Source organism: Streptomyces sp. NPDC093568 (genome assembly GCF_044764945.1).
Classification (GTDB): domain Bacteria; phylum Actinomycetota; class Actinomycetes; order Streptomycetales; family Streptomycetaceae; genus Streptomyces.
Genome location: NZ_JBIWJD010000001.1, coordinates 1,976,053 through 2,000,131 on the forward strand (window position 1 = coordinate 1,976,053; position 24,079 = coordinate 2,000,131).

General features: G+C 71.5%; 25 protein-coding genes. 12 read left to right on the forward strand and 13 right to left on the reverse strand.

What is annotated here, in order from left to right; all coding sequences use genetic code 11:
• Positions 1-23: 23 nt before the first annotated feature.
• Both ACIRD7_RS07770 and ACIRD7_RS07775 read right to left on the reverse strand, forming a co-directional pair.
• Complete coding sequence (locus ACIRD7_RS07770; RefSeq protein ID WP_403451086.1) at positions 24-1,073, reverse strand: FecCD family ABC transporter permease; 1,050 nt, start codon at positions 1,071-1,073, stop codon at positions 24-26.
• Positions 1,070-2,062: a FecCD family ABC transporter permease gene (locus ACIRD7_RS07775; RefSeq protein WP_403451713.1), complete on the reverse strand. Its 993-nt coding sequence runs from the start codon at positions 2,060-2,062 to the stop codon at positions 1,070-1,072. Before ACIRD7_RS07775 ends, ACIRD7_RS07770 begins: the two co-directional genes overlap by 4 nt.
• A 205-nt stretch (positions 2,063-2,267) precedes the next feature.
• Here ACIRD7_RS07775 and ACIRD7_RS07780 point away from each other — a divergent pair, with 205 nt between their 5' ends.
• Entirely contained in the window at positions 2,268-3,113 is an 846-nt protein-coding gene (locus tag ACIRD7_RS07780; RefSeq protein WP_403451088.1) for a (2Fe-2S)-binding protein, read from the forward strand.
• Between the two features lie 17 nt (positions 3,114-3,130).
• Here ACIRD7_RS07780 and ACIRD7_RS07785 read toward each other — a convergent pair whose 3' ends face one another.
• Both ACIRD7_RS07785 and ACIRD7_RS07790 read right to left on the reverse strand, forming a co-directional pair.
• Positions 3,131-4,885, reverse strand: coding sequence for an ABC transporter ATP-binding protein (locus ACIRD7_RS07785; RefSeq protein ID WP_403451090.1), 1,755 nt, complete (start codon positions 4,883-4,885; stop codon positions 3,131-3,133).
• Between the two features lie 68 nt (positions 4,886-4,953).
• The gene (locus tag ACIRD7_RS07790) at positions 4,954-5,532 is read right to left on the reverse strand and encodes a rhodanese-like domain-containing protein (protein ID WP_403451091.1); all 579 of its coding nucleotides are present in this window, start codon (positions 5,530-5,532) and stop codon (positions 4,954-4,956) included.
• A gap of 99 nt (positions 5,533-5,631) precedes the next feature.
• Here ACIRD7_RS07790 and ACIRD7_RS07795 point away from each other — a divergent pair, with 99 nt between their 5' ends.
• Positions 5,632-5,919 (forward strand): metal-sensitive transcriptional regulator, encoded by a 288-nt coding sequence (locus ACIRD7_RS07795; RefSeq protein WP_403451093.1) that lies wholly within the window; start codon positions 5,632-5,634, stop codon positions 5,917-5,919.
• A gap of 33 nt (positions 5,920-5,952) precedes the next feature.
• Here the strand turns inward: ACIRD7_RS07795 and ACIRD7_RS07800 are convergent, their stop codons facing one another.
• On the reverse strand, positions 5,953-6,702 hold the full coding sequence (locus ACIRD7_RS07800; protein WP_403451095.1) for a sulfite exporter TauE/SafE family protein: 750 nt from the start codon (positions 6,700-6,702) through the stop codon (positions 5,953-5,955).
• Positions 6,703-6,768: 66 nt separating this feature from the next.
• The gene (locus ACIRD7_RS07805; RefSeq protein ID WP_403451096.1) at positions 6,769-8,442 is read right to left on the reverse strand and encodes a rhodanese-like domain-containing protein; all 1,674 of its coding nucleotides are present in this window, start codon (positions 8,440-8,442) and stop codon (positions 6,769-6,771) included.
• Positions 8,443-8,703: 261 nt separating this feature from the next.
• On the opposite strand from ACIRD7_RS07805, the gene ACIRD7_RS07810 reads away from it, so the two are divergent.
• The 3 genes from ACIRD7_RS07810 to ACIRD7_RS07820 all read left to right on the forward strand — a co-directional run bounded on the left by ACIRD7_RS07810 (position 8,704) and on the right by ACIRD7_RS07820 (position 11,431).
• Positions 8,704-9,789: an S-(hydroxymethyl)mycothiol dehydrogenase gene (locus ACIRD7_RS07810; protein ID WP_403451098.1), complete on the forward strand. Its 1,086-nt coding sequence runs from the start codon at positions 8,704-8,706 to the stop codon at positions 9,787-9,789.
• On the forward strand, positions 9,789-10,418 hold the full coding sequence (locus ACIRD7_RS07815) for an MBL fold metallo-hydrolase (RefSeq protein ID WP_403451100.1): 630 nt from the start codon (positions 9,789-9,791) through the stop codon (positions 10,416-10,418). Before ACIRD7_RS07810 ends, ACIRD7_RS07815 begins: the two co-directional genes overlap by 1 nt.
• A 98-nt stretch (positions 10,419-10,516) precedes the next feature.
• Positions 10,517-11,431, forward strand: a complete 915-nt coding sequence (locus ACIRD7_RS07820) for an SDR family oxidoreductase (RefSeq protein WP_403451102.1) — start codon at positions 10,517-10,519, stop codon at positions 11,429-11,431.
• A gap of 2 nt (positions 11,432-11,433) precedes the next feature.
• On the opposite strand, the gene ACIRD7_RS07825 is transcribed toward ACIRD7_RS07820, so the two are convergent.
• Positions 11,434-11,967 (reverse strand): hypothetical protein, encoded by a 534-nt coding sequence (locus tag ACIRD7_RS07825; protein WP_403451104.1) that lies wholly within the window; start codon positions 11,965-11,967, stop codon positions 11,434-11,436.
• Between the two features lie 49 nt (positions 11,968-12,016).
• Between ACIRD7_RS07825 and ACIRD7_RS07830 the strand changes: the two genes are divergently transcribed.
• Both ACIRD7_RS07830 and ACIRD7_RS07835 read left to right on the forward strand, forming a co-directional pair.
• On the forward strand, positions 12,017-12,814 hold the full coding sequence (locus ACIRD7_RS07830) for an SDR family NAD(P)-dependent oxidoreductase (RefSeq protein WP_403451106.1): 798 nt from the start codon (positions 12,017-12,019) through the stop codon (positions 12,812-12,814).
• A gap of 184 nt (positions 12,815-12,998) precedes the next feature.
• On the forward strand, positions 12,999-13,700 hold the full coding sequence (locus ACIRD7_RS07835) for a L,D-transpeptidase family protein (RefSeq protein WP_403451107.1): 702 nt from the start codon (positions 12,999-13,001) through the stop codon (positions 13,698-13,700).
• A gap of 42 nt (positions 13,701-13,742) precedes the next feature.
• On the opposite strand, the gene ACIRD7_RS07840 is transcribed toward ACIRD7_RS07835, so the two are convergent.
• From ACIRD7_RS07840 to ACIRD7_RS07855, 4 genes are read right to left on the reverse strand one after another with little or no spacing between them, the layout of a single operon-like run.
• Positions 13,743-14,945 (reverse strand): Gfo/Idh/MocA family protein, encoded by a 1,203-nt coding sequence (locus ACIRD7_RS07840; protein WP_403451715.1) that lies wholly within the window; start codon positions 14,943-14,945, stop codon positions 13,743-13,745.
• Positions 14,946-14,959: 14 nt separating this feature from the next.
• On the reverse strand, positions 14,960-16,309 hold the full coding sequence (locus ACIRD7_RS07845; RefSeq protein ID WP_403451109.1) for an ABC transporter substrate-binding protein: 1,350 nt from the start codon (positions 16,307-16,309) through the stop codon (positions 14,960-14,962).
• 10 nt (positions 16,310-16,319) lie between these two features.
• Positions 16,320-17,243 (reverse strand): carbohydrate ABC transporter permease, encoded by a 924-nt coding sequence (locus ACIRD7_RS07850; RefSeq protein WP_403451111.1) that lies wholly within the window; start codon positions 17,241-17,243, stop codon positions 16,320-16,322.
• 17 nt (positions 17,244-17,260) lie between these two features.
• Entirely contained in the window at positions 17,261-18,226 is a 966-nt protein-coding gene (locus tag ACIRD7_RS07855) for a carbohydrate ABC transporter permease (protein ID WP_403451113.1), read from the reverse strand.
• Between the two features lie 177 nt (positions 18,227-18,403).
• On the opposite strand from ACIRD7_RS07855, the gene ACIRD7_RS07860 reads away from it, so the two are divergent.
• Both ACIRD7_RS07860 and ACIRD7_RS07865 read left to right on the forward strand, forming a co-directional pair.
• Positions 18,404-19,564 carry an ROK family protein gene (locus tag ACIRD7_RS07860; protein WP_403451115.1) on the forward strand — a complete coding sequence of 387 codons (1,161 nt, stop codon included), beginning with the start codon at positions 18,404-18,406 and terminating at the stop codon, positions 19,562-19,564.
• Between the two features lie 100 nt (positions 19,565-19,664).
• Entirely contained in the window at positions 19,665-19,853 is a 189-nt protein-coding gene (locus ACIRD7_RS07865) for a hypothetical protein (RefSeq protein ID WP_403451117.1), read from the forward strand.
• 43 nt (positions 19,854-19,896) lie between these two features.
• On the opposite strand, the gene ACIRD7_RS07870 is transcribed toward ACIRD7_RS07865, so the two are convergent.
• The gene (locus tag ACIRD7_RS07870) at positions 19,897-20,355 is read right to left on the reverse strand and encodes a hypothetical protein (RefSeq protein WP_403451118.1); all 459 of its coding nucleotides are present in this window, start codon (positions 20,353-20,355) and stop codon (positions 19,897-19,899) included.
• Positions 20,356-20,459: 104 nt separating this feature from the next.
• On the opposite strand from ACIRD7_RS07870, the gene ACIRD7_RS07875 reads away from it, so the two are divergent.
• Positions 20,460-20,822 (forward strand): EamA family transporter, encoded by a 363-nt coding sequence (locus tag ACIRD7_RS07875; RefSeq protein WP_403451120.1) that lies wholly within the window; start codon positions 20,460-20,462, stop codon positions 20,820-20,822.
• Positions 20,823-20,830: 8 nt separating this feature from the next.
• Here ACIRD7_RS07875 and ACIRD7_RS07880 read toward each other — a convergent pair whose 3' ends face one another.
• Entirely contained in the window at positions 20,831-22,198 is a 1,368-nt protein-coding gene (locus ACIRD7_RS07880) for a S1 family peptidase (protein WP_403451121.1), read from the reverse strand.
• Between the two features lie 247 nt (positions 22,199-22,445).
• Between ACIRD7_RS07880 and ACIRD7_RS07885 the strand changes: the two genes are divergently transcribed.
• Positions 22,446-23,624 (forward strand): MalY/PatB family protein, encoded by a 1,179-nt coding sequence (locus ACIRD7_RS07885; RefSeq protein ID WP_403451123.1) that lies wholly within the window; start codon positions 22,446-22,448, stop codon positions 23,622-23,624.
• 57 nt (positions 23,625-23,681) lie between these two features.
• Entirely contained in the window at positions 23,682-24,065 is a 384-nt protein-coding gene (locus ACIRD7_RS07890) for a PPOX class F420-dependent oxidoreductase (protein ID WP_403451125.1), read from the forward strand.
• Positions 24,066-24,079: the final 14 nt, after the last annotated feature.

Below are 24,079 nucleotides of genomic sequence, written 5' to 3' on the forward strand. Positions count from 1 at the left end.
GGGGGGTTGTCCGGGTACGCCGGTCATCCGCGGCTCCTCGGTACGGGCGAGCTCTGGCGCAGCATCAGCGCCAGCAGCCAGGGCGCGCCGAGCGTGGCCGTGACCGCGCCGACGGGCAGGCCCTCGACCGGCAGCAGGTGCCGCACCACCAGGTCGGAGGCGAGCAGCAGCACCGCACCGGTGAGCGCGGCCAGCGCCAGTGAGGCGGCGGTCGGCGGTCCCGTCACGAACCGCACGATGTGCGGCACGGCGAGCGCCACGAACGTCACGGGTCCGGCCAGGGCGGCCGCCAGCGAGGCCAACGCGACGGCGACGACGAGCAGTTGGAGCCGGGCCGAGGCGGTGCGCAGGCCGAGCGCGCCCGCCGAGTCGTCCCCGAGGTCGAGCACGGCCAGCCGGCGGTGCATGACCAGCGCGGCGGCGAGGGCGAGCACCATGGCGCCGCTTGCGCCCCACACCTCGGTCCAGGTCCGTCCGTAGACCGAACCGGTGGTCCATTGCAGCGCCGATCCGGCGAGCTCGGCCGGGAAGCGCACGATCATCAGGTTCACGGCGGCGGCGAGCCCCGCCTGCACGGCGAGCCCGGTGAGGACCAGCCGGGTGACCGCGAGTCCGTCGCCCCAGGCGAACACGCCCAGCAGCAGCGCCGCGAGGAGCCCGCCGCCCAGCGCGCCGACGGGGATCAGCGACTGCGTGGCCCCGGCGGCGATCAGCGCGACCGCGCCGAGCGACGCCCCGCCCGTCACCCCCATGACGTCGGGGGACGCCAGCGGATTGCGGAACAGCCGCTGCAGCACACAGCCCGCCGCCCCGAGCCCGGCTCCGGCCACGATCGCCGCGACCGACCGGGGCGCCCGGAACTGCTGTACCACCAGCACGTCCCCCGGATCGCCGAGCCCGACCAGCGCCCGCAGTGCCGTGCCCGCGGGCATCGGCATCTCACCCGCCGTCAGGGACACGGTCAGCAGCACGAACAGCAGGGCCGCACCGGTCCCGGCGAACACCAGGGCGCGGCGCCGGACCCGGGCCCGGGAGGCGGACTTCGCCCGTACGGATACGACCGCGGCGCTCATCGGACCGCCCTCCGGGCCAACAGCGCCAGCAGCGGCGCGCCCAGGAACGCGGTCACGATGCCGACCTCCAGCTCCGAAGGGCGGATCACCAGGCGGCCGAGCACGTCCGCCGCGAGCAGCAGCAGCGGACCGGCGATCAGACAGCCGGGGACCAACAGCCGGTGGTCGCCGCCGAGCAGGGGCCGTACGAGAGGGGGCGCGGCGAGGCCGATGAAGGCGATCGGACCGGCCACCGCCACGGCCGACCCGGCGAGCAGGACGACCGCGACGCCGCCCGCCAGCCGGATGCGGGTCACGGGCACGCCCAGTGCCTGGGCCGAATCGTCGCCCAGGGCAAGGGCGTTGAGGGCGGGGGAGACGGCCAGCGCGACGACCAGGCCGAGCAGCAGGGCCGGGAGCACCGGCCACAGGACGTCGAGGGTCCGGCCGGAGAGCGATCCGGCGAGCCAGAACCGGGCCTCGTCCAGGGTGCGCTGGTTCAACAGCATCACCGCCGAGGTCCAGGACAGCAGCACGAGTTGGAGCACGGTGCCGCCGAGGGCCAGCCGTACGGCGTCGATGTCCCCGGCGCGGCGGGCCAGCGCCTGCGCGAACAGGGCGGCACCGGCGGCGCCGGCGAACGCGAACCACACGTACTGGGCCGGGCTGTTGAGCTTCAGCGCGAAGATGGCGACGACGACCGCGAAACCGGCGCCCGCGTTGATGCCGAGGGTGGTGGGGGAGGCGAGCGGGTTGCGGGTGATCCCCTGGGCGACGGCCCCCGCGACCCCGAGCGCGGCGCCGACCGCGAGCCCGATGACGGTTCTCGGCAGGCGCAGCCCGGTCACGACGAGCGCTTCGCGTCCGTGAGCGTTGCCGAACAGCGCGTCGGCCACCGTGCCGAGGGGCACGGAGCGGGCGCCGAGGGCGAGGCTCAGCACGGTGCAGAGCGCGAGGGCGGCGAGTCCGGTCAGGAGGAGCGGAACGTGCCTCAGGGCACGGAAGGGCACACCGATGGGTGCGCCCCGTTGGGTCGCAGTCACAAGCCGTGAGCTTAGGTTAGGCTTGCTTTAGAGTTCAACTGCTGTGTGATCGCTGTGGTTTTCGCGACAGTCGATCAACGGCACCTGCTCCACCTGGCATTTCTGCATGATCGCCAGTGTAAGGTAAGCCTTACCTAGCTGCTTTCGTTGGACACTACGCAGGGGAGCAACGATGTCCGTGGCCCCGGCGACACCGCCGGCCGGCGCTGTCGCGCATACGCTCGGTGACGTCTACGACCGGCTCACCGGCCTGTGCGAGGTGCTGTCCGTACGGGTCGCCGGACCCGGCGCCGAGGCTGTCCGTGCGGGAGTGTCGCCGGCCGAACTGGTGAAGGACGAGGCCGTACTCGACGCCTTCGTGTCGGCGGAGGCGACCCGAATTCACGATCGCTACGGGGTTCTTCCGCGCCGCGACGTCGCCGCCTCACGCGCACTGCACGATTACGTTTGGTCGGTCTCGCTGCTGATGAGCGGCGCCTGGTACCTCGAACGCCGGGTCCCGCGGATCCGGCCCGAGGACCTGCGCCTGGACCTAGCCACGGCAGAGTTCACCCTCGCACCCGGCAGCGACCTGGCCTGCCTGGCCGACGACCCGGCGGCCGGGCTCCCCGGCGTGCTGACGGTGCCTCATGAGCGGGCGTTGGACGCCGAGTTGCGCACCGCGGTCGCCGACCACATGGGCCCGCTGCTGGACGCGATCGGCCCGATCGCCCGACGCCGCTCGCGCGCCCTGTGGGGCATGGTCAGCGACGACCTGGTCTCCGGCATCTGGTACCTCGGGCGCACGCTGGGCCGCGAGGACGACGCCGTGCGGGCGGCGAGCAGGCTGCTGCCGGGCGCGCTGGCCCCGTACCCCAGCGGTGCCGGCTTCCGTCACCTGACCACCGACGACGGGCGCCGGCACCCGACGCGCACCCGCGCCGGGTGCTGCATGTACTACACGATCCGCCCGGCGGAGGCATGCGCCACCTGCCCCCGCACGAGCGACGCGGAACGACTGAGCCGTCTCGGGAACTGAGCGGTCCCGCCGGCAGGTCAGTCGGCCGTCGCCAGGAACTGCGTCGCCGCCAGCTCCGCGTACAACGGGTCCGCGCCCACGAGTTCGCGATGCGTGCCCACCGCGCGCACGCGGCCCGCGTCCATCACCACGATCCGGTCGGCCATGGTCACCGTCGACAGCCGGTGCGCCACCACCAGCACCGTCGTCGTGCGGGCCACGTCGGCGACGGTGTCGCGCAGCGCCGCCTCGTTCACCGCGTCCAGCTGCGAGGTGGCCTCGTCGAGGAGCAGCAGCCGGGGGCGGCGCAGCAGCGCGCGGGCGATGGCGACACGCTGGCGCTCACCGCCGGACAGCTTGGTGCCGCGATGGCCGACGAGCGTCTCCAGACCCTCGGGCAGCCGGGAGACCAGCCCGTCCAGGCGGGTCGTCTTCAGCACCCGCGTCAGGGAGTCCTCGTCGGCCTCCGGGTTGCCGAGCAGCAGGTTGGCGCGCAGTGAACCCGACAGCACCGGGGCGTCCTGCTCGACGTAGCCGATCGCGGACCGCAGTTGGGGCAGCTCCCAGTCCGCCAGGTCCCGCCCGTCGAGCGTGATGCTCCCGGCCTCGGGGTCGTAGAACCGCTCGATCAGTGAGAAGACCGTGGTCTTGCCCGCGCCCGACGGCCCCACGAACGCCGTCATGCCCTGCGGGGGCACGGCGAACGTCACCCCGTGGTGGACGTACGGCAGCTCATCGGAGTACCGGAAGCGCACGTCCTCGAAGGTCAGCGCGGCGGGCTCGGCCCCGGCGGACGGCAACGGCGCGGGCAGCGCGGCCGGTTCGGCCGGCAGCCGCAGCGCCTCCTGGATCCGCGCGAGCGCCGCCGAACCCGTCTGGTACTGCGTGATCGCGCCGACGACCTCCTGGATCGGCGACATCAGATAGAAGACGTACAGCAGGAACGCGACCAGCGTGCCGATGTCGATCGCCCCGGTCGCCACCCGCGCGCCGCCCACCGCCAGCACCGTGATGAAGGCGATCTGCATGGCGAGTCCGGCCGTGTTGCCGGCGGCGGCCGCCCACTTGGCGGCCCGCACACTCTGCCGCCACGACTCCTCGGCGGCCTCGTGCAGCGTACGTTCCTCCCGGTGCTCGGCGCCGGACGCCTTCACCGTGCGCAGCGCGCCGAGGATCCGCTCCAGCGAGGCCCCCATCACACCGACCGCGTCCTGCGCCTGCCGGCTGGCCCGGTTGATGCGCGGCACGATCACACCGAGGACCGTGCCGGCGCACAGGATCACGCCGAGCGTGACGGCGAGCAGCACCGGGTCCACCAGGCCCATCATCACCACCGTCGCCACCAGCGTGAGCCCTCCGGTGCCCAGGCCCACGAGCGAGTCGGTGGTGACCTCGCGCAGCAGCGTGGTGTCCGAGGTGATGCGGGCCATCAGATCGCCCGGCTCACTGCGGTCGACGGCGGTGATGCGCAGCCGCAGCAGATACGACGACAGGGCGCGCCGCGCGCCGAGCACCACCGACTCGGCGGTGCGCCGCAGGACGTACGAACCCAGCGCTCCCAGCGCCGCGTTGGCCACCACGAGCGCCGACATGACCAGCAGTGCCCCGGTGATGGCCCGGTCGTGGGAGAGGTCGTCGATCAACTCCCGTGCCACCAGCGGCAGCAGCAGACCGGTGGCACCCGTGACGAGCGAGAGCACGGCGCCCGCCAGCAGGGCCCAGCGGTGCGGGCGGACGTAACCCAGGAGCAGCCGCCAGGTGGGCGGGGCGGCTTGGGACTCTGCGATGCTCACGGGGCTCCTCCGGAGGGGTGCGGAGCCCTCAGGCTACGTCGGCCACCGCCCGCGGGGCCCGCCAGTTTCTACCCCCGTTGGGCCAGGGCGGCCAGGGTCGCGTCGAGGTCGGCGGGGCGCGGGCGGTTGTGCGGCAGCTTCGACAGCACCGCGGCCATTCCGCAGGTGTTGGTGACCGCCGAGAAGACCAGGCCGCCCGCGATGGCGGCCGCGAGCAACTGCCAGGCCGGATGCAGCAGGCCGAGCCCCAGGCCGACCAGGACGATCGCGCCCGCGGTGAACCGCACCTGCCGCTCCATCGCCCAGGTGCGGCGCGATCCGGACGCGGGGCGGTGCAGCTCGTGCCCGCGCGCCGCCCAGCCCTGGGTGCCCCCGGTCAGGGTCAGGGCCAGCACGCCTTGCTCGGCGAGGAGTCGGCAGGCGTTCTCGGAGCGGGCCCCGGAAGCGCAGACCACCAGCAGCTCGCCCGGGGCTCGACGGAGTGTGGGCAGGGCACGGCCGAGCTGGTCCAGGGGGACGTTGAGGGCGCCGGGCAGATGTCCGGCGGCGTACTCGCCGGGGGTGCGGACGTCGATGACGGTCAGGTCGGGGAGCCGGGTGCGGGCTTCCTCGATGCCGAGGGCGCGCGGGCCGGGAGGCGGGGTCATGCGAATGGGATCCTTTCGGGAGGAGAGGGTGGGGGAGAGCGGGAGGGTGGGGGAGAGTGGCGGGGTAAAATACCCCCAAGGGTATGCGGAGGAGTGATCGTGGAGCTTCAGTTCGAGGGCGATGACCTCAAGTCGGTGCTCAACCGGCTGCGCCGGGCGCAGGGGCAGATCTCCGGTGTGATCAAGATGATCGAGGAGGGCCGCGACTGCGAGGACGTGGTCACCCAGCTCGCCGCCGCGTCGCGCGCCCTCGACCGGGCCGGATTCGCGATCATCGCCACCGGCTTGCAGCAGTGCCTCACCGAGGCCGAGAACGGTCGGAGCAACGGCGAGACGACGGAGCAGATGAAGGCACGGCTGGAGAAGCTCTTCCTGTCGCTGGCGTAGGCGGGTGACGGACGGGCGTGTGCCGCGCGGCGCTCATACGACGGCATCCGCCAGCATGAGCACGGCCACCGCCAGCAGGGCGTAGGCGAAGATCTGCCGCAGTCTGTCGCCGGAGACCTTCCCCGCGAGACGCTTGCCGTCCCACGCGCCGAGTACGGCCGCCGCGGCGAAGGGCGCCACGGCCGCCCAGTCGACGCGGGTCTGCGTGCCGGCCCTGGCGGCCAGCGCGACCAGCGAGTTGACGGTGATGACCAGCAGACTCGTTCCCACGGCGGCTCGCATCCGCAGCCCCACCACGTTCACCAGCGCCGGTACGGCGAGGAAGCCGCCGCCCACCCCCAGCACCCCGGTCACCGCGCCGAGTCCCGCCCCGGCCCGGACGACCCGCGAGGACCGCACCGGCACGTCCTCGTGCCTCGGTGCGGACGACGGACGCAGCATGCGCAGCGCGGCGAGGGCCGCGATCACCGCGAACGCCCCCGTGAGCAGAGCCGGCGGCAGCCACCCCGACACCGCCCCGCCGGCCGCCGCAGGGATCAGCCCCGCCGCCGCGAACACCGCCCCGCCACGCCAGCGCACCGTGCCCGCCCGGGCGTGTGCGGTAAGCGCGGTGAGGGAGGTGAGGCTGACGACGACCAGGCTCGCGGTGGCCGCCGCGGCCGGGGTGAAACCGAGCAGATAGATCAGCGCGGGGACCGCGAGCACGCTGCCGCCTCCGCCCAGTGCCCCGAGCGCGAGCCCGGTGACGGCACCGGCGAGGAGGCCGAGGAACAGGGCCGTCACGGAAGGGCTCCGGTGTCGTCCGTGCGCCCGACCCGAGCCGGGCGGCGGACGCCCTCGACCGTGGGGTCACCGCGCACGGTTCGCTCCCGGCTCCGCCACCACAGGAAGCCCCGCCTCCGCCCAGGCGCGCATTCCCCCGATCACGTCCACCACCTCGGCGCCACGCGCCGACAGCAGAGCCGCAGCCTCCCGCGACCGCTTCCCGGAACGGCAGATGGCGACGACCGGGCGGCCCTGCGCCGGCTCGGGCAGCGGCTCACCGGCGGCCAGGGCGGACAGGGGTGCGAGGACCGCTTCGGGCGCGTGGCCTTCGGCCCACTCCCGCTCCTCGCGGACGTCCACCAGAACCGCGCCCGCGTCCGTCCGCGCCCGGACGTCGGCCGGCGTGACGCGGGCCATGGGGAGCCCGGCCGTGCGGGCCGAGTCGAAGGAGTCGTCGACGGCGACGACCTCGCGCCCGGCCGCGTCGAGCAGCGAGGCGGCGATGGCGGCCCGCATGCCGCCGGCGCAGTGCACCCAGACGGTGCCGTCCGGTATCTCGGAGAGACGGTCGCGCAGTTGGTGCAGCGGAATGTGGACGGACCCCATGACGGAGCCGTCCTGGCGCTCGGAGTCGCGTCGTACGTCCAGGACTACCACGTCGCCCTGGGCCGCGAGGTCGGCGAAGGTGGCCCGGGGGAAGGAGCGCGGGCGCTCGCCCGGTCGTGTCCAGACCTCCGGGGAGCCGGTGGCCGCCGCGGCCGGGCGGTCGATGCCGACGCGGACCAGTTCGCGCTGGGCTTCGGCCAGTTGGGCGGGGTTCTCGGCGAGAAGGGTCACCGGCTTGCCCCAGGGCAGCAGCCAGGCCAGGTAGGTGGCCAGTTGCCCCTCGGCCTCGAAGTTGACCGACCCGGCGACATGGCCCTCGGCGAACGCCACCCGATGGCGCAGGTCCACCACCCACTCCCCGGCGGCCAGCCGCGCAGCGATCTCCTCCGCGTCGGCCGGGCGGGGCGGCATGAGGTCCACCGGAGCCGGTCCCCGTGTGTTGGCGGGACCCATATGGGCGTAGTACGCGGGTACGTCGTCCAGGCCGGCGAGGAGGTCCGCGACGAAGGTGTCCACGTCCTTGACGAGGGCGTCGTTGACCTGCCGCTCGTGCCCGATCGTCGTCGCCGCCCCGCCGGCCGCCCGCGTGGCCGAACAGAAGCTGCCGAAGCCGTGCGTGGGCAGCACCGCCGTCTCGTCCGGCAGCTCGGCCGCCAGCCGGTGCGCCGAGTCGTACTGTGCCCGCGCGAGCCGCCCGGTCAGCCCCGGCTCGACCAGGTCCGGCCGCCCCACGGTGCCGATCAGCAGGGAACCGCCGGTGAAGGCGGCCACCGCGCGCCCCGCCTCCTCCAGCACGTACGAGGTGTGGTGCGGGGTGTGCCCAGGAGTGGCGACGGCACGCAGCACCAGATCGGCGTCGACCGGCGTACGGTCCCCGTCGGCGACCGGCACCCGCTCGTAGGCGACCCGCGCGGCGGCCGGCACGAGGTAGGCGGCGCCGGTGAGCCGGGCCAGCTCCAGGCCGCCGGTCACGTAGTCGTTGTGGATGTGTGTCTCCACCACATGTGTGATGCGCACACCCCGCCGTGCGGCGGCCGTGATCATCCGGTCGATGTCACGCGGCGGATCGACCACCACGGCGCTGCGACCACCGCCCGCCAGATAGCCGCGGTTGCCCAGTCCCGGCACCTCGATGGTGTCGACGAAGTACACGACAGCACTCCTCTCTTGTCCTGGTGAAACCCGTGCCTGCTCACACGCGAGCCGGGGAAATTACCCCCGGGGGTATATGGAAGCACAGTAGGCAGGGTACCCCCGGGGGTATTCGGCCGCGGTGGCCGGAAGCGGATGCGGAGGTCGTTGCGAAGGTCGTTGCGAAGGTCGTTGCGAAGGTCGTCACTCCGCGCCTTTACCGATCAGTCACGTCTAGGGTCGGAAGTGGACGGAGAGCCGCCGAGGAAAGGGCTGGGAACCATGGCGCAGGAAGTGCGGGGCGTGATCGCACCGGGCAAGGACGAGGCCGTGCGCGTGGAGACGATCGTCGTGCCGGATCCGGGGCCGGGAGAAGCCGTCGTAAGGGTCCAGGCCTGCGGGGTCTGCCACACCGACCTGCACTACAAGCAGGGCGGTATCAGTGACGACTTCCCGTTCCTGCTCGGGCATGAGGCCGCGGGCGTCGTGGAGTCCGTAGGGGAGGGGGTCACGGATGTCGAGCCGGGTGACTTCGTGATCCTCAACTGGCGTGCGGTGTGCGGACAGTGCCGGGCCTGTCTGCGCGGGCGCCCGTGGTACTGCTTCAACACGCACAACGCGAAGCAGAAGATGACCTTGCTGGACGGCACCGAGCTGTCGCCTGCGCTGGGCATCGGCGCGTTCGCGGAGAAGACGCTCGTCGCGGCCGGGCAGTGCACGAAGGTCGACCCGTCGGTTTCTCCGGCGGTGGCCGGACTGCTGGGCTGCGGGGTGATGGCGGGCATCGGGGCGGCGATCAACACCGGCAATGTCGGCCGCGGGGACTCCGTCGCGGTCATCGGCTGCGGCGGAGTCGGCGACGCGGCCATCGCCGGGTCGAACCTGGCCGGCGCGGCGAAGATCATCGCCGTCGACATCGACGACCGCAAGCTGGAGAAGGCCCGCTCGATGGGCGCCACGCACACGGTCAACTCCCGCGATACCGACCCGGTCGAGGCGATCCGTGAGCTGACGGGCGGGTTCGGTGCGGACGTCGTCATCGAGGCGGTCGGCCGCCCGGAGACGTACAAGCAGGCCTTCTACGCCCGTGACCTCGCCGGCACGGTCGTCCTGGTCGGCGTTCCGACCCCGGAGATGAAGCTCGAACTGCCGCTCCTCGACGTCTTCGGCCGGGGCGGCGCGCTGAAGTCCTCATGGTACGGCGACTGCCTGCCGAGCCGGGACTTCCCGATGCTGATCGACCTGCATCTGCAAGGCCGCCTGGATCTGGACGCCTTCGTCACCGAGACCATCGAACTCACCGACGTGGAGAAGGCCTTCGAGCGGATGCACCACGGCGACGTCCTGCGCTCGGTGGTGATGCTGTGATGGCTGCCCGCATCGAACGCCTCGTGACCTCGGGGCAGTTCAGCCTCGACGGGGGCACCTGGGACGTCGACAACAACGTGTGGATCGTCGGCGACGACCACGAGGCGATCGTCATCGACGCCGCACACGACGCCGACGCCATCGCCCGGGCCGTGGGCGACCGGCGCCTGACGGCGATCGTGTGCACCCACGCGCACAACGACCACATCGACGCCGCACCCGCCCTCGCCGACCGCACCGGCGCCCTGATCTGGCTGCACCCGGACGACCTGCCGCTGTGGAAGCTGACCCACCCGGACCGAGACCCCGACTCCCACCTCCTGGACGGCCAGGTCATCGAGGCCGCGGGCGCCGACCTCACGGTCCTGCACACCCCAGGACACGCGCCGGGCGCGGTGTGCCTGCACGACCCCGGCCTCGGCGTCGTCTTCACCGGAGACACCCTCTTCCAGGGCGGCCCCGGCGCCACCGGCCGCTCGTACTCCCACTTCCCGACGATCATCGACTCGATCCGCGACCGACTGCTCACCCTCCCGCCCGAGACCAAGGTCCTCACCGGCCACGGTGACCCGACCACCATCGGCGCGGAGGCACCGCACCTCCAGGAGTGGCTCGACCGAGGCCACTGAGACCGGAAGACCCACGTCGGAAATAGACGACAGAAGATGTCCGGCTTACCCGGCACCCTCGACAGCGACACCGCTCACAAGGACACGGGAGGCCGGACATGGCACAGCCGCTGAAGGACAAGGTCGCACTGGTCGCAGGGGCGACACGGGGAGCCGGACGCGGCATCGCCGTGGAACTCGGCGCGGCCGGTGCCACCGTCTACGTCACGGGCCGCAGCACCCGCGAACGGCGCTCGGAGTACGACCGCCCCGAGACACTGGAGGACACCGCCGACCTGGTCACCGAGGCGGGCGGTCACGGCATCGCCGTACCCACCGACCATCTCGACCCGGCGCAGGTCCGCACCCTGGTGGACCGGATCGCGGACGAACAGGGCCGGCTCGACGTCCTCGTCAATGACATCTGGGGCGGCGAGAAGCTCTTCGCCTGGGACAGCCCCATCTGGGAGCACGACCTCGACAAGGGCCTCCGCCTGCTGCGGCTCGCGGTCGAGACGCACGCGATCACCAACCACCACGCGCTGCCGCTGCTCCTGCGCCGGCCGGGCGGACTCGTCGTGGAGATGACCGACGGCACGGCGGACTACAACCGTGACAACTACCGGACCTCCTTCTTCTACGACCTCGCCAAGTCATCCGTCCTGCGTATGGCCTTCTCCCTCGGCCACGAACTCGGACCGCGCGGCGCCACCGCCGTGGCCCTGACCCCGGGCTGGCTGCGCTCGGAGATGATGCTGGACGCCTTCGAGGTCCGCGAGGACAACTGGCGCGACGCCCTCGCCCGCGTCCCGCACTTCGCCATCTCCGAGACACCGCGCTACGTCGGCCGAGCCGTCGCCGCCCTCGCCGCCGACCCCGACGTGGCCCGCTGGAACGGCGAGTCCCTCTCCAGCGGACAGCTCGCGCCGCTCTACGGCTTCACCGACCTCGACGGCAGCCGCCCCGACGCCTGGCGGTACCTGGTCGAGGTACAGGACGCGGGGAAGCCGGCGGACACGACGGGCTACCGCTGACATCAGCTGCGCAGCATCGGCGGGGTCCACTGAGCCGGGTGGCCTGGTGGTAACGCCAGGTCATTGCGTACGGCCGTGTAATAGCCGTCGCGCGACACGCGCTGCCGCTCCAGGAGGGCGTGCCAGGTGGCTGGGTCGCATGTGTCCCGCCGTATGAACTGCTCCATGTCGATGAGCGTGAGTACCCATGTCCGGGCCCTCTCCACGACCTCGGGGCTGCCCAGCAGCAGCAGTACCTCCCAGGCGGGGTCCCGGGCGGCCATCGCCTCGGCGAACAGCGGCTCCGCCTCCTGCAAGGAGAGTGGATGCGGGTGCGGATCGTTTCCGAGCTGCGCGGCCACCTGGTACGTCAATGTCACGGATCTCTTCAGAGCCTGCGCGTAGTCGACGTACGCGGCCAGCCGCCGCTCCTCTCTACGCGCCGCCTGCTCCCGCCGAAACCGCATCCGATCGCCCCGCACGACCACCAGATACGAACCGAGCGCACCGATGACGACGCCGAGCAGGGCAGGGAGCTGTTGTATGAACGCGGACATAGCCGCACGGTAGCTGCCCGGTTGATCGTCGCGGCACTAGTTTCGACCCATGGCTGACACACGGCGCTTCGAGGGGCACGGAGTTCTCATCACGGGCGCGGCCCGCGGGATCGGCGCCGCCACCGCGCGCCGCCTCGCCGAGGAGGGCGCGCGGGTCCTCGTGACCGACCGGGACGGGCCCGAGGCCGAGAGGACGGCGGCGGAGTTGCGTGAGTGCGGGCTCGCTGCCGAGGCGCTGGGGTGCGACGTCGCCGACCGGGCGTCCGTCGAGGCGGCCGTCGCCCACGCCGTGGCCGCGTTCGGCTCGCTCGACGTGCTCGTCAACAGCGCGGCCTCCTGCACGCCCGACACCGATCTCGTCGAGGACGGCACGGACGAGGCGTGGGACCGCGACCTCGACGTCACCCTGACCGGGACCTACCGCTGCTGCCGCGCCGCCCTGCCGCACCTGGCCGCGACCGGCCGGGGCGCCATCGTGAACGTCGGCTCCGTGAACGCCCTCCAGGACTTCGGCAACCACGCCTACAGCGCCGCCAAGGCCGGCCTCGGTTCCCTCACCCGCACCCTCGCCGGCCACGCGGCGCCCCGCGGCGTCCGCGTCAACCTGGTGACACCGGGCACGGTGCGCACCTCGGCCTGGGAGGGGCGGGACGCGGATCTCGACGCGGTCCGGCCGCTCTATCCCCTGGGCCGGGTCGGTGAGCCCGAGGACATCGCCGCCGCCATCGCCTTCCTGGCCTCCCGCGACGCCGCGTGGATCACCGGCACCACCCTCACCGTCGACGGCGGCCTGACCGCGGTGAACACCGGATTCCTGGCGGCCGTCCGACACCAGTCCGAGGCCTGAGGCAGGCCAACATCAGGTCCGATGCAGGCCTGACCCCCATCCGCCGCATCCATCCCGCCACGCCCTCCCGCATGGCCAAATTTCACTGTTCGGTCACAGCGCGGTCCGCAGCACAACCGATCCCCCCGCACACCGGTCTACCTGGCAGAAGTCCACAGGAACACCCAAAGGGAAGGGCCCGGCCATGGGGGACATACGCAGACGGCGCGCCGTCGCACTCGGCATCACCGGCGGACTGGTCGCACCGCTCACGCTCACGCTCGCCGCCGCTCCGGCACAGGCGGCGCCGAGCTGCACGACCCAGGCCGGTCCGTATCAGAAGAAGGTCGAGAAGTTCCTCGGCCGCCCGGTCGACGGCAGGCAGTCCACCGCCGACTGCAAGGCCATCCAGGCCTTCCAGACCAAGCACGGCATCACCCCGAACGCCGGCTACGCGGGTCCCGTCACCTGGGGTGTGATGGACCTGATGAACAAGCAGAAGGCCGTCGGCAACAACCCCAACAGGGACGGCAAGTGCCCGGTCAACAAGGGCCGCATCGCCTGTGTGAACCTCACGCTCCAGCTGAGCTGGATCCAGGACGGCAGCCGGCTCGTGTACGGCCCGGTCCCGGTCCGCACCGGCCGCAACGGCTACGAGACCCGCACCGGCCTCAAGAAGATCTACTGGCGCAATATCGACCATGTGTCGACCATTTACAACGTGCCGATGCCGTACTCCCAGTTCTTCGACGGCGGCCAGGCCTTCCACTCGGTCGGCGTCAGCATGTGGAACCCGCCGGGCTCGCACGGCTGCGTCAACATGACGAAGACTGACGCGAAGAAGTACTGGTCGCTGCTGAAGAACGGCGACGATGTCTTCGTCTACGGCCGCAAGCCGGGCACCTGACAGGGACAGGCACCCGGCTCGCGGGAGCACGCGGGAGAAACGTCACACCTCGGGCGCGTCCCCGAAGTCCGGGATCTCCAGCCGGACCCCGCCCTGCCGCGCGGACTCGTGCGCGACGATGCCCGGCAGGGTGTAGCGGGCCGCCACCCACGCGTTGACCGAGGGCAGACCGCGGCTGTTGACCGCGGTCACGAAGTCGTCCACCAGGAAGTGGTGGCTGCCCTCGTGCCCGTTGTGGAGGTTGTCGAACTCCCTGGGCAGCCGGGCGCGGTCGTGCACCGGCGCCGAACCCGAGGTGAAGGCGGCCCGCAGCTCCGGCGCGATGTGCTGGAGCGAGGGGTCGTCCGGTGACAGGGTGGGCTTGGGCTCCAGCAGCTCGCTGATGTCCTTGACACCCTTCTTGTCCTGCCACAGCGCCACCGTGGCGAGCTGTTCCATGCTCGCCTCGGTGCCGAAGAAGCGGAAACGCGACTCCCGTATGTGGGACGGGTAGCCGACCCGCCGGAACTCGTTCGTACGGAACGAGCCGCCACCGGCGACCTCGAACAACGCCGTCGCGTTGGACACGTCGTTGTCGAACTGGCTCACACTCCGGTCGAAGACACCGTCGCCGCGGTCGTCCACGACCCCGATCGCCGAGACGGACACGGCGTGCGTCTGCCAGGCGCCCAGCACGCCGCCCACCGCGTGCGTCGGGTACAGCAGTGGAGGGTAGGAGGCGGTCGCCTTCCAGGTCTCGCCGCCGCTGTACTGGTACGCCTCGTAGAACCCCAGATCCATGTCGTGGACGTAGTCGCCCTCGGCGTAGAAGAGCCGCCCGAAGGCGCCCTCGGCGATCTGGTTGCGGGCGTGCACCGTCGCCGGGTTGTACTGGCTGGTCTCGCCCATCATGTAGGTCAGGCCGGTCGCCTTGACCGCGTCGATGATCGCCGCGATCTCCTCCGTGGTGATCGCCATGGGGACCGCGGAGTAGACGTGCTTGCCGGCGTCGAGGCCCTGGAGCACCAGCGGGCCGTGGGTCCAGCGCTGGGTGAAGACGGCGACCGCGTCGACGGCCTTCGACTCCAGCATCGCCTCGTACGAGGGGAAGGTGCCGGCCAGTCCCTGCGCGTCGGCGAGCTGCTCGGCCCGCTCGGGCAGCAGATCGGTGACGTACACGTCGCTGACACCGGGGTGGGCCTGGAACAGCGTGGCGAACTGGCCGGAGAACTGGCCGGCGCCGACGATGCCGAGGGAGAACGTCATGGAGTGTGTGCCTTTCACTGGCCGAGGATGAGGTTGATCTGGTCGTTGGTCCTGGTCAGACCGCTCACCGGGGCGTCGTTGGCGAAGACGTCCTGCATGGCGGGACGCATCAGGGAGTACACGTCCGGCGCGTGGTCGGTGATCGGGAAGGAGAAGGTCGTGGAGTTCTTCTTGTCGGTGACCGGTTCGGTGAAGGCGGACACGTCGATGCCCTTCTTCGCGTACGCGGCCACGGCGGCCTCGGTGCCGTCAGGGGTCGCGGGGAAGACGATGCCGTAGCGGCCGACGGTCTTCTGGCACTCGTTCGAGGCCAGGTACCGCACCCATTTCTTCGCGCCCCCCTTGTTGCGGGCGTTCTTGGTGATGGAGTCGGCGAGACCGTTCATCATGGTGGCCCGCTTGCCGGTCGGCCCGATCGGCGTCGGAGCCGTGCCGACCCGCAGGCCCTTGGTGTCGTAGTAGGTGGAGATCATCCAGGCGCCGTCGAAGGCGGTGGCCGCCTTGCCCGAGGCGACCTGGGCGTTGGCCGGGTTGGCGCCGTCGGTGTAGTCGGTGAACGGCGCCAGATAGCCCTTCTTCGCCAGGCCGAAGTACCAGTCCACCACCGACTGGAAGGTCCGGCTGTCGTACTGGTACTGGGTGCCCCAGCGCGCCTTGTCCGTATAGTGCCAGCCCGCCGAGGCGGTCAGCGGACTCCACGTGGTCTGCCCGTCGGCGTCGCCCGCGCCGCCCGTGGCCATGCCGTACACCTTGACGTTGTTCCTGTCGAAGCCCTCCTCGTCACCGCGCCTGCCGTTCTTGTCGACGGTCAGATGCGCGAGGGCCTTCTCGAAGGTGCCGCCGTCCTTCGGGTTCCAGGAGAGGTTGTTGAGCTCCCGCGGGGTGAGCCCGGCCTCCTTCACCATCTTCTGGTTGTAGAAGAGGGCGACGGTGTCCCAGTCCTTGGGCGCGCCGTATCGACGGCCGTCCTGGCCCGTCCAGTTGGCGCCGAGTCCCGGCTGGTAGGCCGAGTTGTCGATGCCCAGGTCGTCCAGCGGTTCGAGGACCTGGAGATCGGCGAACTGCCCGAACCGCTGGATGTGGTCGGTGAAGACGTCCGGTTCGGTGCCCGCGATGAAGCTCGCGGTGAGCTTGGTCCAGTAGTCGGCCCAGCCCATCTGGGTGATCTTCACGTTCAGCCCCGGGTTGCGCCGCTCGAACCCCTTGGCGCAGGCCTGGTACGCCGGGAGCTGGTTGGCGTCCCAGAGCCAGTACGTCACCGTGTTCCCGCCCGACCCGGCCGCGCCGCCCTGCGCGCACCCGCTGGCCAGCGACAACACCATGGTCCCCGTCAGCGCCAGGATCGTACGTGTACGAACTCGCATGCCCGTCCCCTTACTTGATCCCGGTGAAGCTGATGGAGCCGACGATGCGGCGTGCGAAGAAGCCGAAGAGCACGAGCATCGGAAGGGCGGCGATGAGCGTGGCCGCCATCAGGCCGGACCAGTCGTAGCCGCTCTGCGGGGTCTGTGCCCGGAAGATGGCGAGCGCCACGGTGAGCACCCGCGAACTGTCGCTGTAGGACACCATCAGCGGCCAGAAGTAGTCGTTCCAGGCGGTGATGTACGTCAGCAGTCCCAGCGTGAGGATCGGCGTGGACGCCATCGGCAGCATCACCCGGAAGAAGATCCGGATCTTCCCGGCCCCGTCCAGCAGCGCGGCCTCCTCGACCTCCCGGGGCACGTTCATGAAGAACTGGCGCAGGAAGAACACAGCGAACGGCGTCATGAACATCGTCGGCAGGGCCACCCCCAACAGGCTGTCCACCAGCCCGAGTTGCTTGATGAGCACGAAGTTCGGCAGCAGGGTGAAGATGGCCGGCACCATCAGCCCGGCCAGGAACAGCCCGAACACCTTCTCCCGCCCGCGCCCGCGCCAGCGCAGCCGGGCGAAGGCGTACGCGGCCATCGCGGAGAAGAGGATCTGGCAGACGGTGATCAGTGTCGAGACGGCCACCGAATTGATCAGATAGCGCCAGAACTTGAGCCCGCCGCCCGAACCGCCCTGGGCGATCGCCTCCTCGGTCGACTGCAGGCCGAGGGCCCGCTCGAAGCCCCCGGTCGTCGCCTCGACCGGCAGCAGGTCGCCGGGATGGGCGGCGAGCGCGGAGTTCGAGGACAGCGCGGTGCGCAGGATCCAGTAGAACGGCAGGAGCGTGATGAGCACGACGGCGGCCATCACCGCCCAGGCCACGATCCGCCCGGGAGAGGGCCGGCGCCTGACGCGCCGTACGGTCGTCGTGTCTGCCACAGCAGCCATGTCGGTGTCTCCTTCCCTCAGCCGAGGTCGCTCTGGCCGGCCCGGGTGATCCGGTACTGCAGGACGGTGATGGCGCTCAGCACGACCAGCAGGGCCACCGACATCGCGGAGGCGTACCCGAACTGGAAGCGGCCGAAGGCGGCGCCGTAGATGTAGTACTGAAGGACGTTCGTGGCGTTGGCCGGGCCGCCCGCGGTGGTCACCGCGACCGTGTCGAACACCTGGAACGAACCGATCACCGTCATGATCAGCACAACCGCCAGGACCGGCCTGAGCAGCGGCATCGTGATCCGCCAGAACATCCGCCACTCGCTCGCGCCGTCCACCTTCGCGGCCTCGTACATGTCGTTCGGGATCGCCTGGAGGCCCGCGAACAGCAGCAGCGCGGTGTATCCCACGTGCCGCCACACGTTGATCAGGGCGATCGTCGGGATCGCCCAGGTCTCGTCGGCCAGGAACGGTATGCGGTCGACGCCGGCCGCCGCGATGATCTCGTTGCCGATGCCGAGCTGGGTGTCCAGGATCCAGAGCCAGACGATGCCGGCGACGACGTTGGACATCAGATACGGCGTGAGCACGATCCCGCGCAGCACCGCCGACTGTGTCAGCCGTTGGAGCAGCACCGCGATGGCGAGCGCCGAGACCGTCTGCACACCGATGTTGATGACGACGTACTCGACGGTGACCAGGAGGGAGTCCCAGAAGATCGGGTCGTTGACCATCCGGACGTAGTTGTCCAGGCCCACCCACTCCGCCGGGGTGAGCAGGTTGAAGCGGGTGAAGCTCAGGTAGACGCCCCGCAGCGTGGGCCACAGCAGGAAGACGGTGAAGCCCAGCAGCGCCGGCGCGACGAACACGGCGGCGAGCCGTCCGTCCCCCTGGTTCTCGCGGGCCGTCGCCCGCCGTGCCCGCTGCTCGGTCCCCGCCCCCGCGGCGCCACCCAGTGGGAGACGCGACGGAGGGCTGCTGGAGGCGATGGTCATCGGGAGACTCCCTCGTCTGCGGCTCGTCCTCGGCCCCACTTACTTTTGTGGCGGAAGAATCCAGCCGTCAAGGGTCCTGCAAACAACTTCTCAGGGCCTTCTTCGGGTCCCCTGGACCGTCATAGACTGGCCTGGTTGCTTTTGTGGAGAAAAAAATCATGTGGGAGCCTGACGACCATGACCGCAGTAGCCGCCAGCTGGCTTCCCCTCAGTCCCGGTGAACGCTCGGTGGCGATCGAGGTGCTCCTCGCCGGCCCCCTGTCCCGCACCGAGCTCGCCCGGCGCCTGGACTTGTCCGCGGGCAGCCTCACCCGGCTGACCAAGCCGCTGATCGAGTCGGGCCTGCTGATCGAGGTCCCCGAGGCGGGCGCGCCGGTGGAGGTGCGCCAGGGGCGCCCGTCCCAGCCGCTGGACGTCGTGGCCGAGTCACGGTCCTTCGTCGGCTACAAGATCACCGAGGACATGGTCTACGGCGTCGTGACCACGCTCAGAAGCGAGATCGTGGCCCGCTACGACCAGCCGCTGACCACCCATGAACCGGCCGAGGTCGTCGCCCTGCTGGGCGAGATGACCGACCGCCTCGCCGCGAGCCACCCCCGCCTCGCGGGCATCGGCATCGGCGTGGGCGGCCTCGTCGAGGACCGTGCCGTCGTGGGGGAGTCCCCGTTCCTGCGGTGGCGGGACGTGCCGCTCGCCGAGCTCGTCGAGGAGCGCACGGGACTGCCAGTCGTCGTGGAGAACGACGTCGCCGCGCTGGTCGAGGCCGAGACCTGGTTCGGTGCGGGGCGCGGCCTGGACCGGTTCGTCGTCCTCACCATCGGCGCGGGCATCGGCTACGGGCTGGTCCTGGGCGGCAAGCGGGTCCCCTACGCCGAGGAGGACCGCGGCTTCGGGCGGCACTGGATCGTCAACCCCAACGGTCCGCTCACGCCCGAGGGGGAGCGGGGCAGTGCGGTGTCCCTGCTCACCATCCCCAACATCCGCTACCAGGTGCGGGCCGCCACCGGCCGTGACCGGACGTACGAGGAGATCCTCGACCTCGCCGCGGCCGGGGAGCCGATGCCGGCCCGCGTCATCGAGGAGGCCGCCCGCGCCCTCGGCGTCCTCGTCGCCCAGATCGCCAACTTCGTACTGCCGCAGAAGATCCTTCTCGCCGGGGAGGGGGTGGGGCTCATGGACGTCGCCGGTGACACCGTGACGCAGACCATGCGGGCCCACCGGCATCCGCTGGCCGCGCCCGTCGATCTGGAGACGAAGGTGTCCGACTTTCACGACTGGGCACGTGGTGCCGCGGTTCTCGCCATCCAGGTGCTGGTCCTCGGGGCCACGGACGCGTGAACTCGCCGACCGGAGCGGGCAGATGGACGTGATCAGCAACACGGTCCGATATGCCCCTATTAGGTGTGCTTACTCACAGCGCCTTCACCTGCGGCACCGTATGCTTCACAGCATGTCCACCACTGTTGAAATCGCCTCCGATCGCTCGGCTGACGAGGTCAACGAGGAGATCCGGGCGCTGTGGCGCCGGTCGGGCGGGACACTGAGCGGCGAGCAGCGTGAGGAGTACCAGCGCCTCGTCATGGAGTGGGCCGCCGCGGCCCCGCACCAGCCGGTGAAGGCAGCCTGACCCCTCACCTCGGCGAAGGCCCGAGGATCCTCCTCCGCGCGCCTCACCACGCATCAGGGCACCTGCCCGGGGCACTCCTGTCCCGACGGGTGCCCTTCTCGCGCTGACCTCGGCCATCTGCTACGGCATCGTGGATCTCGCCGGCGGGATGCTGTCCCGGCGTGCCCACTTCGCCGCCGTCACCCTGCTCGGCCAGCTCGGCGGGCTCGCCCTCGCCGTCACCGCGGCCCTCCTCGTGACCGCCGGTCACATCCACCTCACGGCTCTGCTGTGGGGGTGCGCTGTCCGGCGTCGGCAGCGCTGCCGCGATGCACTTCCTCAACCGGGGCCTGAGCCGGGGCGCCATGAGCACCGTCGTCCCCGTGAGCGCCGTCACCTCCGTCGCGCTGTCCGTGCTGTGCGGCGTTCTGCTGCTCGGCGACCGGCCAGGGTCGCCGGCCTGGACCGGCTTCTCCGTCACCGTGCCCGCGCTCTGGCTGGTCGCGGACGCTCGCCGAGGCACCCGTACCCCGGGGCACCCGTGCCCCGGGTCATCCGGAGAGCATCTCTCGCCCCGGTCGCGCCGACGGCATCGGCGACGGGCTGCTCGCCGGCGCCGGCGTCGCCGTGCAGTACCTCGCGCTCGGACAGGCCGCGCCGTCGAGCGCTGTCCGGCCGGTCGCGGCGGGCCGCCTCGCCGCGGTGCTCGTGCTGCTCCCGGTCGCCGCCCGGCACGGACCGCGACTGCGGCTTCCGGTGCGGCGATGTGTCCAGGCGCCACTGATCGGAGCGGGAGCCGCACTCGGGCTCATCCTCTATCTGCCCGCCGCCCAGCGGCAGTTGCCGACCATCGCCGTGGTCCTCGCCGCGCTCTACCCGGCGCTGCCGGTCGTCCTGGGGTTCGCGCTCCTTCACGAACCCCTCACCGGGCGAAGGGAGATCGGGCTGACCGGCGCGGCGGCTGCCACCGTACTGCTGACCCTCGGGTGACGGGCCGGTCAGCTCCAGGTCGCCGAGTAGTACTGCCGGTACGCCTTGCGGTCCTGCTCCGCGCGGATGAAGCGGGTCGCCGCCAGCGCGACCAGGCTGCCCGCGATGACCAGCAGACCGGGGCCGACGTTCTTGGGGTCGGCCAGCCGGGACAGCAGCGTGGTCGCGGTCTCGCCGGTGATCGGGGTCGGCGAACCGGGCGAGGCGTCATCGGGCGCGACGGCGCTCTGCGTCGCCGACGGCGCAGGCGAAGCGCCCTGCTGCCCCGAGCCGTTCGGCGCCGCCACGATCAGCTTCATATTCAGCGCGGCCAGCGCCTTGGTCACCGGCTGGAAGAACGTCGTACCGCCCGCGTTGCAGTCGCCGCTGCCGCCCGACGTCACTCCCAGCGCGACCCCCTCGGAGAACATCGGGCCGCCGCTGTCCCCGGGCTCGGCGCACACGTTCGTCTCGATGAGCCCGGTCACCGTCCCCTCGGGGTAGTTGACCGTGGCGTTGAGCGCGGTCACCTCGCCGTCCCGCAGCCCACTGGTGCTGCCGCTGCGGAACACCCGCTGCCCGACCGCCGGATCGGCCGCGCCGGTGATGCGCACACCCTTGCCGTCGCCGATGGACACGACTTCGGCCCCGGCGCCCGCCTTGCCGCTCGCGTACTGCACGAGGGAGAAGTCACCGCCGGGGAAGTTCTGCTGGACGGTCTGCCCGATCTGCTGGGTGCCGCGGTTGTCGGCGAACCACACCGAACCGTCCGGCCCGCAGTGCCCGGCCGTCAGGATGAAGTCCCGCCGGCCGTCGGTGACGTTGAAGCCGGCCGAACAGCGCCCGGCCGTCGACAGCAGCGGCAGCGCTCCGTTGAGCCGGGTCGTGAACGTGCCCTCGGTGCGCTCCATGCGGACGAAGTCGCCCATGCCGTCCGCGAGCTTCGTCATCCGGGACCAGTCGCCCGACGAGACGGTGCTGTCGCCCTTCACGACCACCTCGTTGGACCGGTAGTCCATCACCCACGCCGTGCCGGCCACCCGGGGCGCCGCACGCAGCGCCGACGTCGCCGACTGCAGTTCGTCCATGCTGCGGTCGACCATCTTCGCCGCGGCGCCCGCCTCCCGCACCTCGGCGGCCGCCTCCTCGTCGGTGACCGCGACGACCGCCTTCCCGTCGGCGCCGATCCAGCTGCCCGCCGTACGGGACGAACCGAGCCGTGCGACCAGATCGCTGCCGGTGCCGCCGGCCGAGGCGGCGTACGTGCGCGGGACGGCGGAGGCGTCGCCGGGTTCGCTCGCCACGGCGCGTGTGACCATCGTTCCTCCGAGGAGGAGTCCGCCGACGGCCGCCAGCCGTGTCACCCGCCGGACGAGACGTCGTCGTGCGTGCCTCATGCATGGCTCCCGAACCAAGTACAGCGCGGCGTCAACGCCACGGGGCCCTCCCGGAGTTGAGCACCCTCACTCCATACGGAGCGCGCCCCTCCCGCGTTCACCGCACGAGGCGATCTTTCTCCCGCCGCCGCCCGGCACGGGCCCCGGCAGCAGGTCACCGGCCGGATCGGGGATTCCGCCGCCCCTCGCCGGTCACCCGGCCCCGCGCTGTTCCCGCCCACCGCGCCGCCCGCCTATCTTGAGCCCCATGACGAGGATCCCGCACGAGACGTCCGGTGAACCGAACCCCCTGCGCGCCCTCACCCTCGACCAGCTGCGATGTCGTACGAGCATGAAATGGCGCGCCTACCCCGACGACGTCCTGCCGCTGTGGGTCGCCGAGATGGACGTACCCCTCGCCGAACCCGTCGTGCGCGCGCTCACCGGGGCCCTCGCGATCGGCGACACCGGCTACCCCGCGGGCACCGGCTACGCCGAGGCGCTCGCCCGGTTCGCCGAGAAGCGGTGGGGCTGGGACGGACTGGCCGTGGAGCGGACGGCGATCGTGCCCGACGTGATGCTCGGCGTGGTCGAGATGCTCAAGCTGGTCACCGGCCCCGGCGATCCGGTCGTGGTGAACTCACCCGTGTATCCGCCGTTCTACCAGTTCGTCGGGCACATGGACCGGCAGGTGGTCGAGGCCCCGCTCGGCGCGGACCTGCGCATCGACCTCGACACGCTGGACGAAACCTTTCAGCGGGTGACCGGAGGCGGCCGCCGGGCCGCTTTCCTGCTGTGCAGCCCCCACAATCCGACCGGCACGGTGCACACCGCCGACGAACTGGCCGCCGTGGCCGCCCTCGCCGACGGCCACGGCGTGCGTGTCGTCGCCGACGAGATCCACGCGCCGCTCACCGCCGGCGGTGCCGAGTTCGTGCCGTATCTGAGCGTCCCGGGCGGCGAGAGCGGGCTGTCGCTGATGTCGGCGTCCAAGGCCTGGAACCTGGCCGGGATCAAGGCCGCCCTGGCCGTCGCCGGGCCCGCGTCCGCCGCCGACCTGGCCCGAATGCCCGAGGAAGTCAGCCACGGGCCCAGCCACCTCGGCGTCATCGCCCACAGCGCCGCCCTGCTCGACGGCACCGCCTGGCTCGACGCCCTGCTCGCCGGCCTCGACGACAACCGCCGGCTGCTCGCGGACCTGCTGGCCGAGCACCTCCCGGCGATCGGATACCGCCCCGCCGAGGCGACCTACCTCGCCTGGCTGGACTGCCGCGCCCTCGGCCTCGGCGACGACCCGGCCGAGGTCTTCCTCGAGCGCGGCCGGGTCGCCCTCAACTCCGGGATCCCGTTCGGGACCGGCGGCGCGGGGCACGTACGGTTGAACCTGGCGACATCGCCCGAGCTGATCGCCGAAGGGGTACGGCGGATGGCGGCCGCGCTCGACTGAGAAGGCCGGGTGGGACCCGGGGCCCGGTGTCCCACCCCGCCGCCTACACTTCCGGCCATGGACGACACGACTGCGGCGCTCGGCGCGGGCAAGTACCTGCTCATCACCAGCTACCGCAAGAACGGCACCGGCGTCCCCACCCCGGTCTGGGTGGTCCAGGACGGGGACGCGCTGGGCGTGTGGACGGTCGCCGACTCCTGGAAGGTCAAGCGCATCCGGGCGCGCGGCGACGTCCTCGTCGGCCCCTGCGACCTGCGCGGCAGGCCCACCGGCGAAGCCGTCCCCGCCATCGCCCAGATCTGCGACGAGGCGACCAGTGCCCGCTACCGCAGGCTCATCGCCCGCAAGTACGGGATCACCGGCCGCCTCACGCTGTTCGGCAGCCGACTGCGCCGGGGTGTGAACGGCACAGTCGGCCTCCGGATCACACTGACGTCCTGACCTGAGTCAGGCAC

What these genes read in the sequence shown, in the direction of transcription:
- ACIRD7_RS07880 (WP_403451121.1), bottom strand. Translation starts at nt 22,198, where the DNA reads ATGAGGCACGCACGACGACGTCTCGTCCGGCGGGTGACACGGCTGGCG.
- ACIRD7_RS07845 (WP_403451109.1), bottom strand. Translation starts at nt 16,309, where the DNA reads ATGCGAGTTCGTACACGTACGATCCTGGCGCTGACGGGGACCATGGTG.
- ACIRD7_RS07860 (WP_403451115.1), top strand. Translation starts at nt 18,404, where the DNA reads ATGACCGCAGTAGCCGCCAGCTGGCTTCCCCTCAGTCCCGGTGAACGC.
- ACIRD7_RS07825 (WP_403451104.1), bottom strand. Translation starts at nt 11,967, where the DNA reads ATGTCCGCGTTCATACAACAGCTCCCTGCCCTGCTCGGCGTCGTCATC.
- ACIRD7_RS07780 (WP_403451088.1), top strand. Translation starts at nt 2,268, where the DNA reads ATGTCCGTGGCCCCGGCGACACCGCCGGCCGGCGCTGTCGCGCATACG.
- ACIRD7_RS07850 (WP_403451111.1), bottom strand. Translation starts at nt 17,243, where the DNA reads ATGGCTGCTGTGGCAGACACGACGACCGTACGGCGCGTCAGGCGCCGG.
- ACIRD7_RS07820 (WP_403451102.1), top strand. Translation starts at nt 10,517, where the DNA reads ATGGCACAGCCGCTGAAGGACAAGGTCGCACTGGTCGCAGGGGCGACA.
- ACIRD7_RS07790 (WP_403451091.1), bottom strand. Translation starts at nt 5,532, where the DNA reads ATGACCCCGCCTCCCGGCCCGCGCGCCCTCGGCATCGAGGAAGCCCGC.
- ACIRD7_RS07855 (WP_403451113.1), bottom strand. Translation starts at nt 18,226, where the DNA reads ATGACCATCGCCTCCAGCAGCCCTCCGTCGCGTCTCCCACTGGGTGGC.
- ACIRD7_RS07885 (WP_403451123.1), top strand. Translation starts at nt 22,446, where the DNA reads ATGACGAGGATCCCGCACGAGACGTCCGGTGAACCGAACCCCCTGCGC.
- ACIRD7_RS07835 (WP_403451107.1), top strand. Translation starts at nt 12,999, where the DNA reads ATGGGGGACATACGCAGACGGCGCGCCGTCGCACTCGGCATCACCGGC.
- ACIRD7_RS07840 (WP_403451715.1), bottom strand. Translation starts at nt 14,945, where the DNA reads ATGACGTTCTCCCTCGGCATCGTCGGCGCCGGCCAGTTCTCCGGCCAG.
- ACIRD7_RS07810 (WP_403451098.1), top strand. Translation starts at nt 8,704, where the DNA reads ATGGCGCAGGAAGTGCGGGGCGTGATCGCACCGGGCAAGGACGAGGCC.
- ACIRD7_RS07830 (WP_403451106.1), top strand. Translation starts at nt 12,017, where the DNA reads ATGGCTGACACACGGCGCTTCGAGGGGCACGGAGTTCTCATCACGGGC.
- ACIRD7_RS07770 (WP_403451086.1), bottom strand. Translation starts at nt 1,073, where the DNA reads ATGAGCGCCGCGGTCGTATCCGTACGGGCGAAGTCCGCCTCCCGGGCC.
- ACIRD7_RS07865 (WP_403451117.1), top strand. Translation starts at nt 19,665, where the DNA reads ATGCTTCACAGCATGTCCACCACTGTTGAAATCGCCTCCGATCGCTCG.
- ACIRD7_RS07890 (WP_403451125.1), top strand. Translation starts at nt 23,682, where the DNA reads ATGGACGACACGACTGCGGCGCTCGGCGCGGGCAAGTACCTGCTCATC.
- ACIRD7_RS07815 (WP_403451100.1), top strand. Translation starts at nt 9,789, where the DNA reads ATGGCTGCCCGCATCGAACGCCTCGTGACCTCGGGGCAGTTCAGCCTC.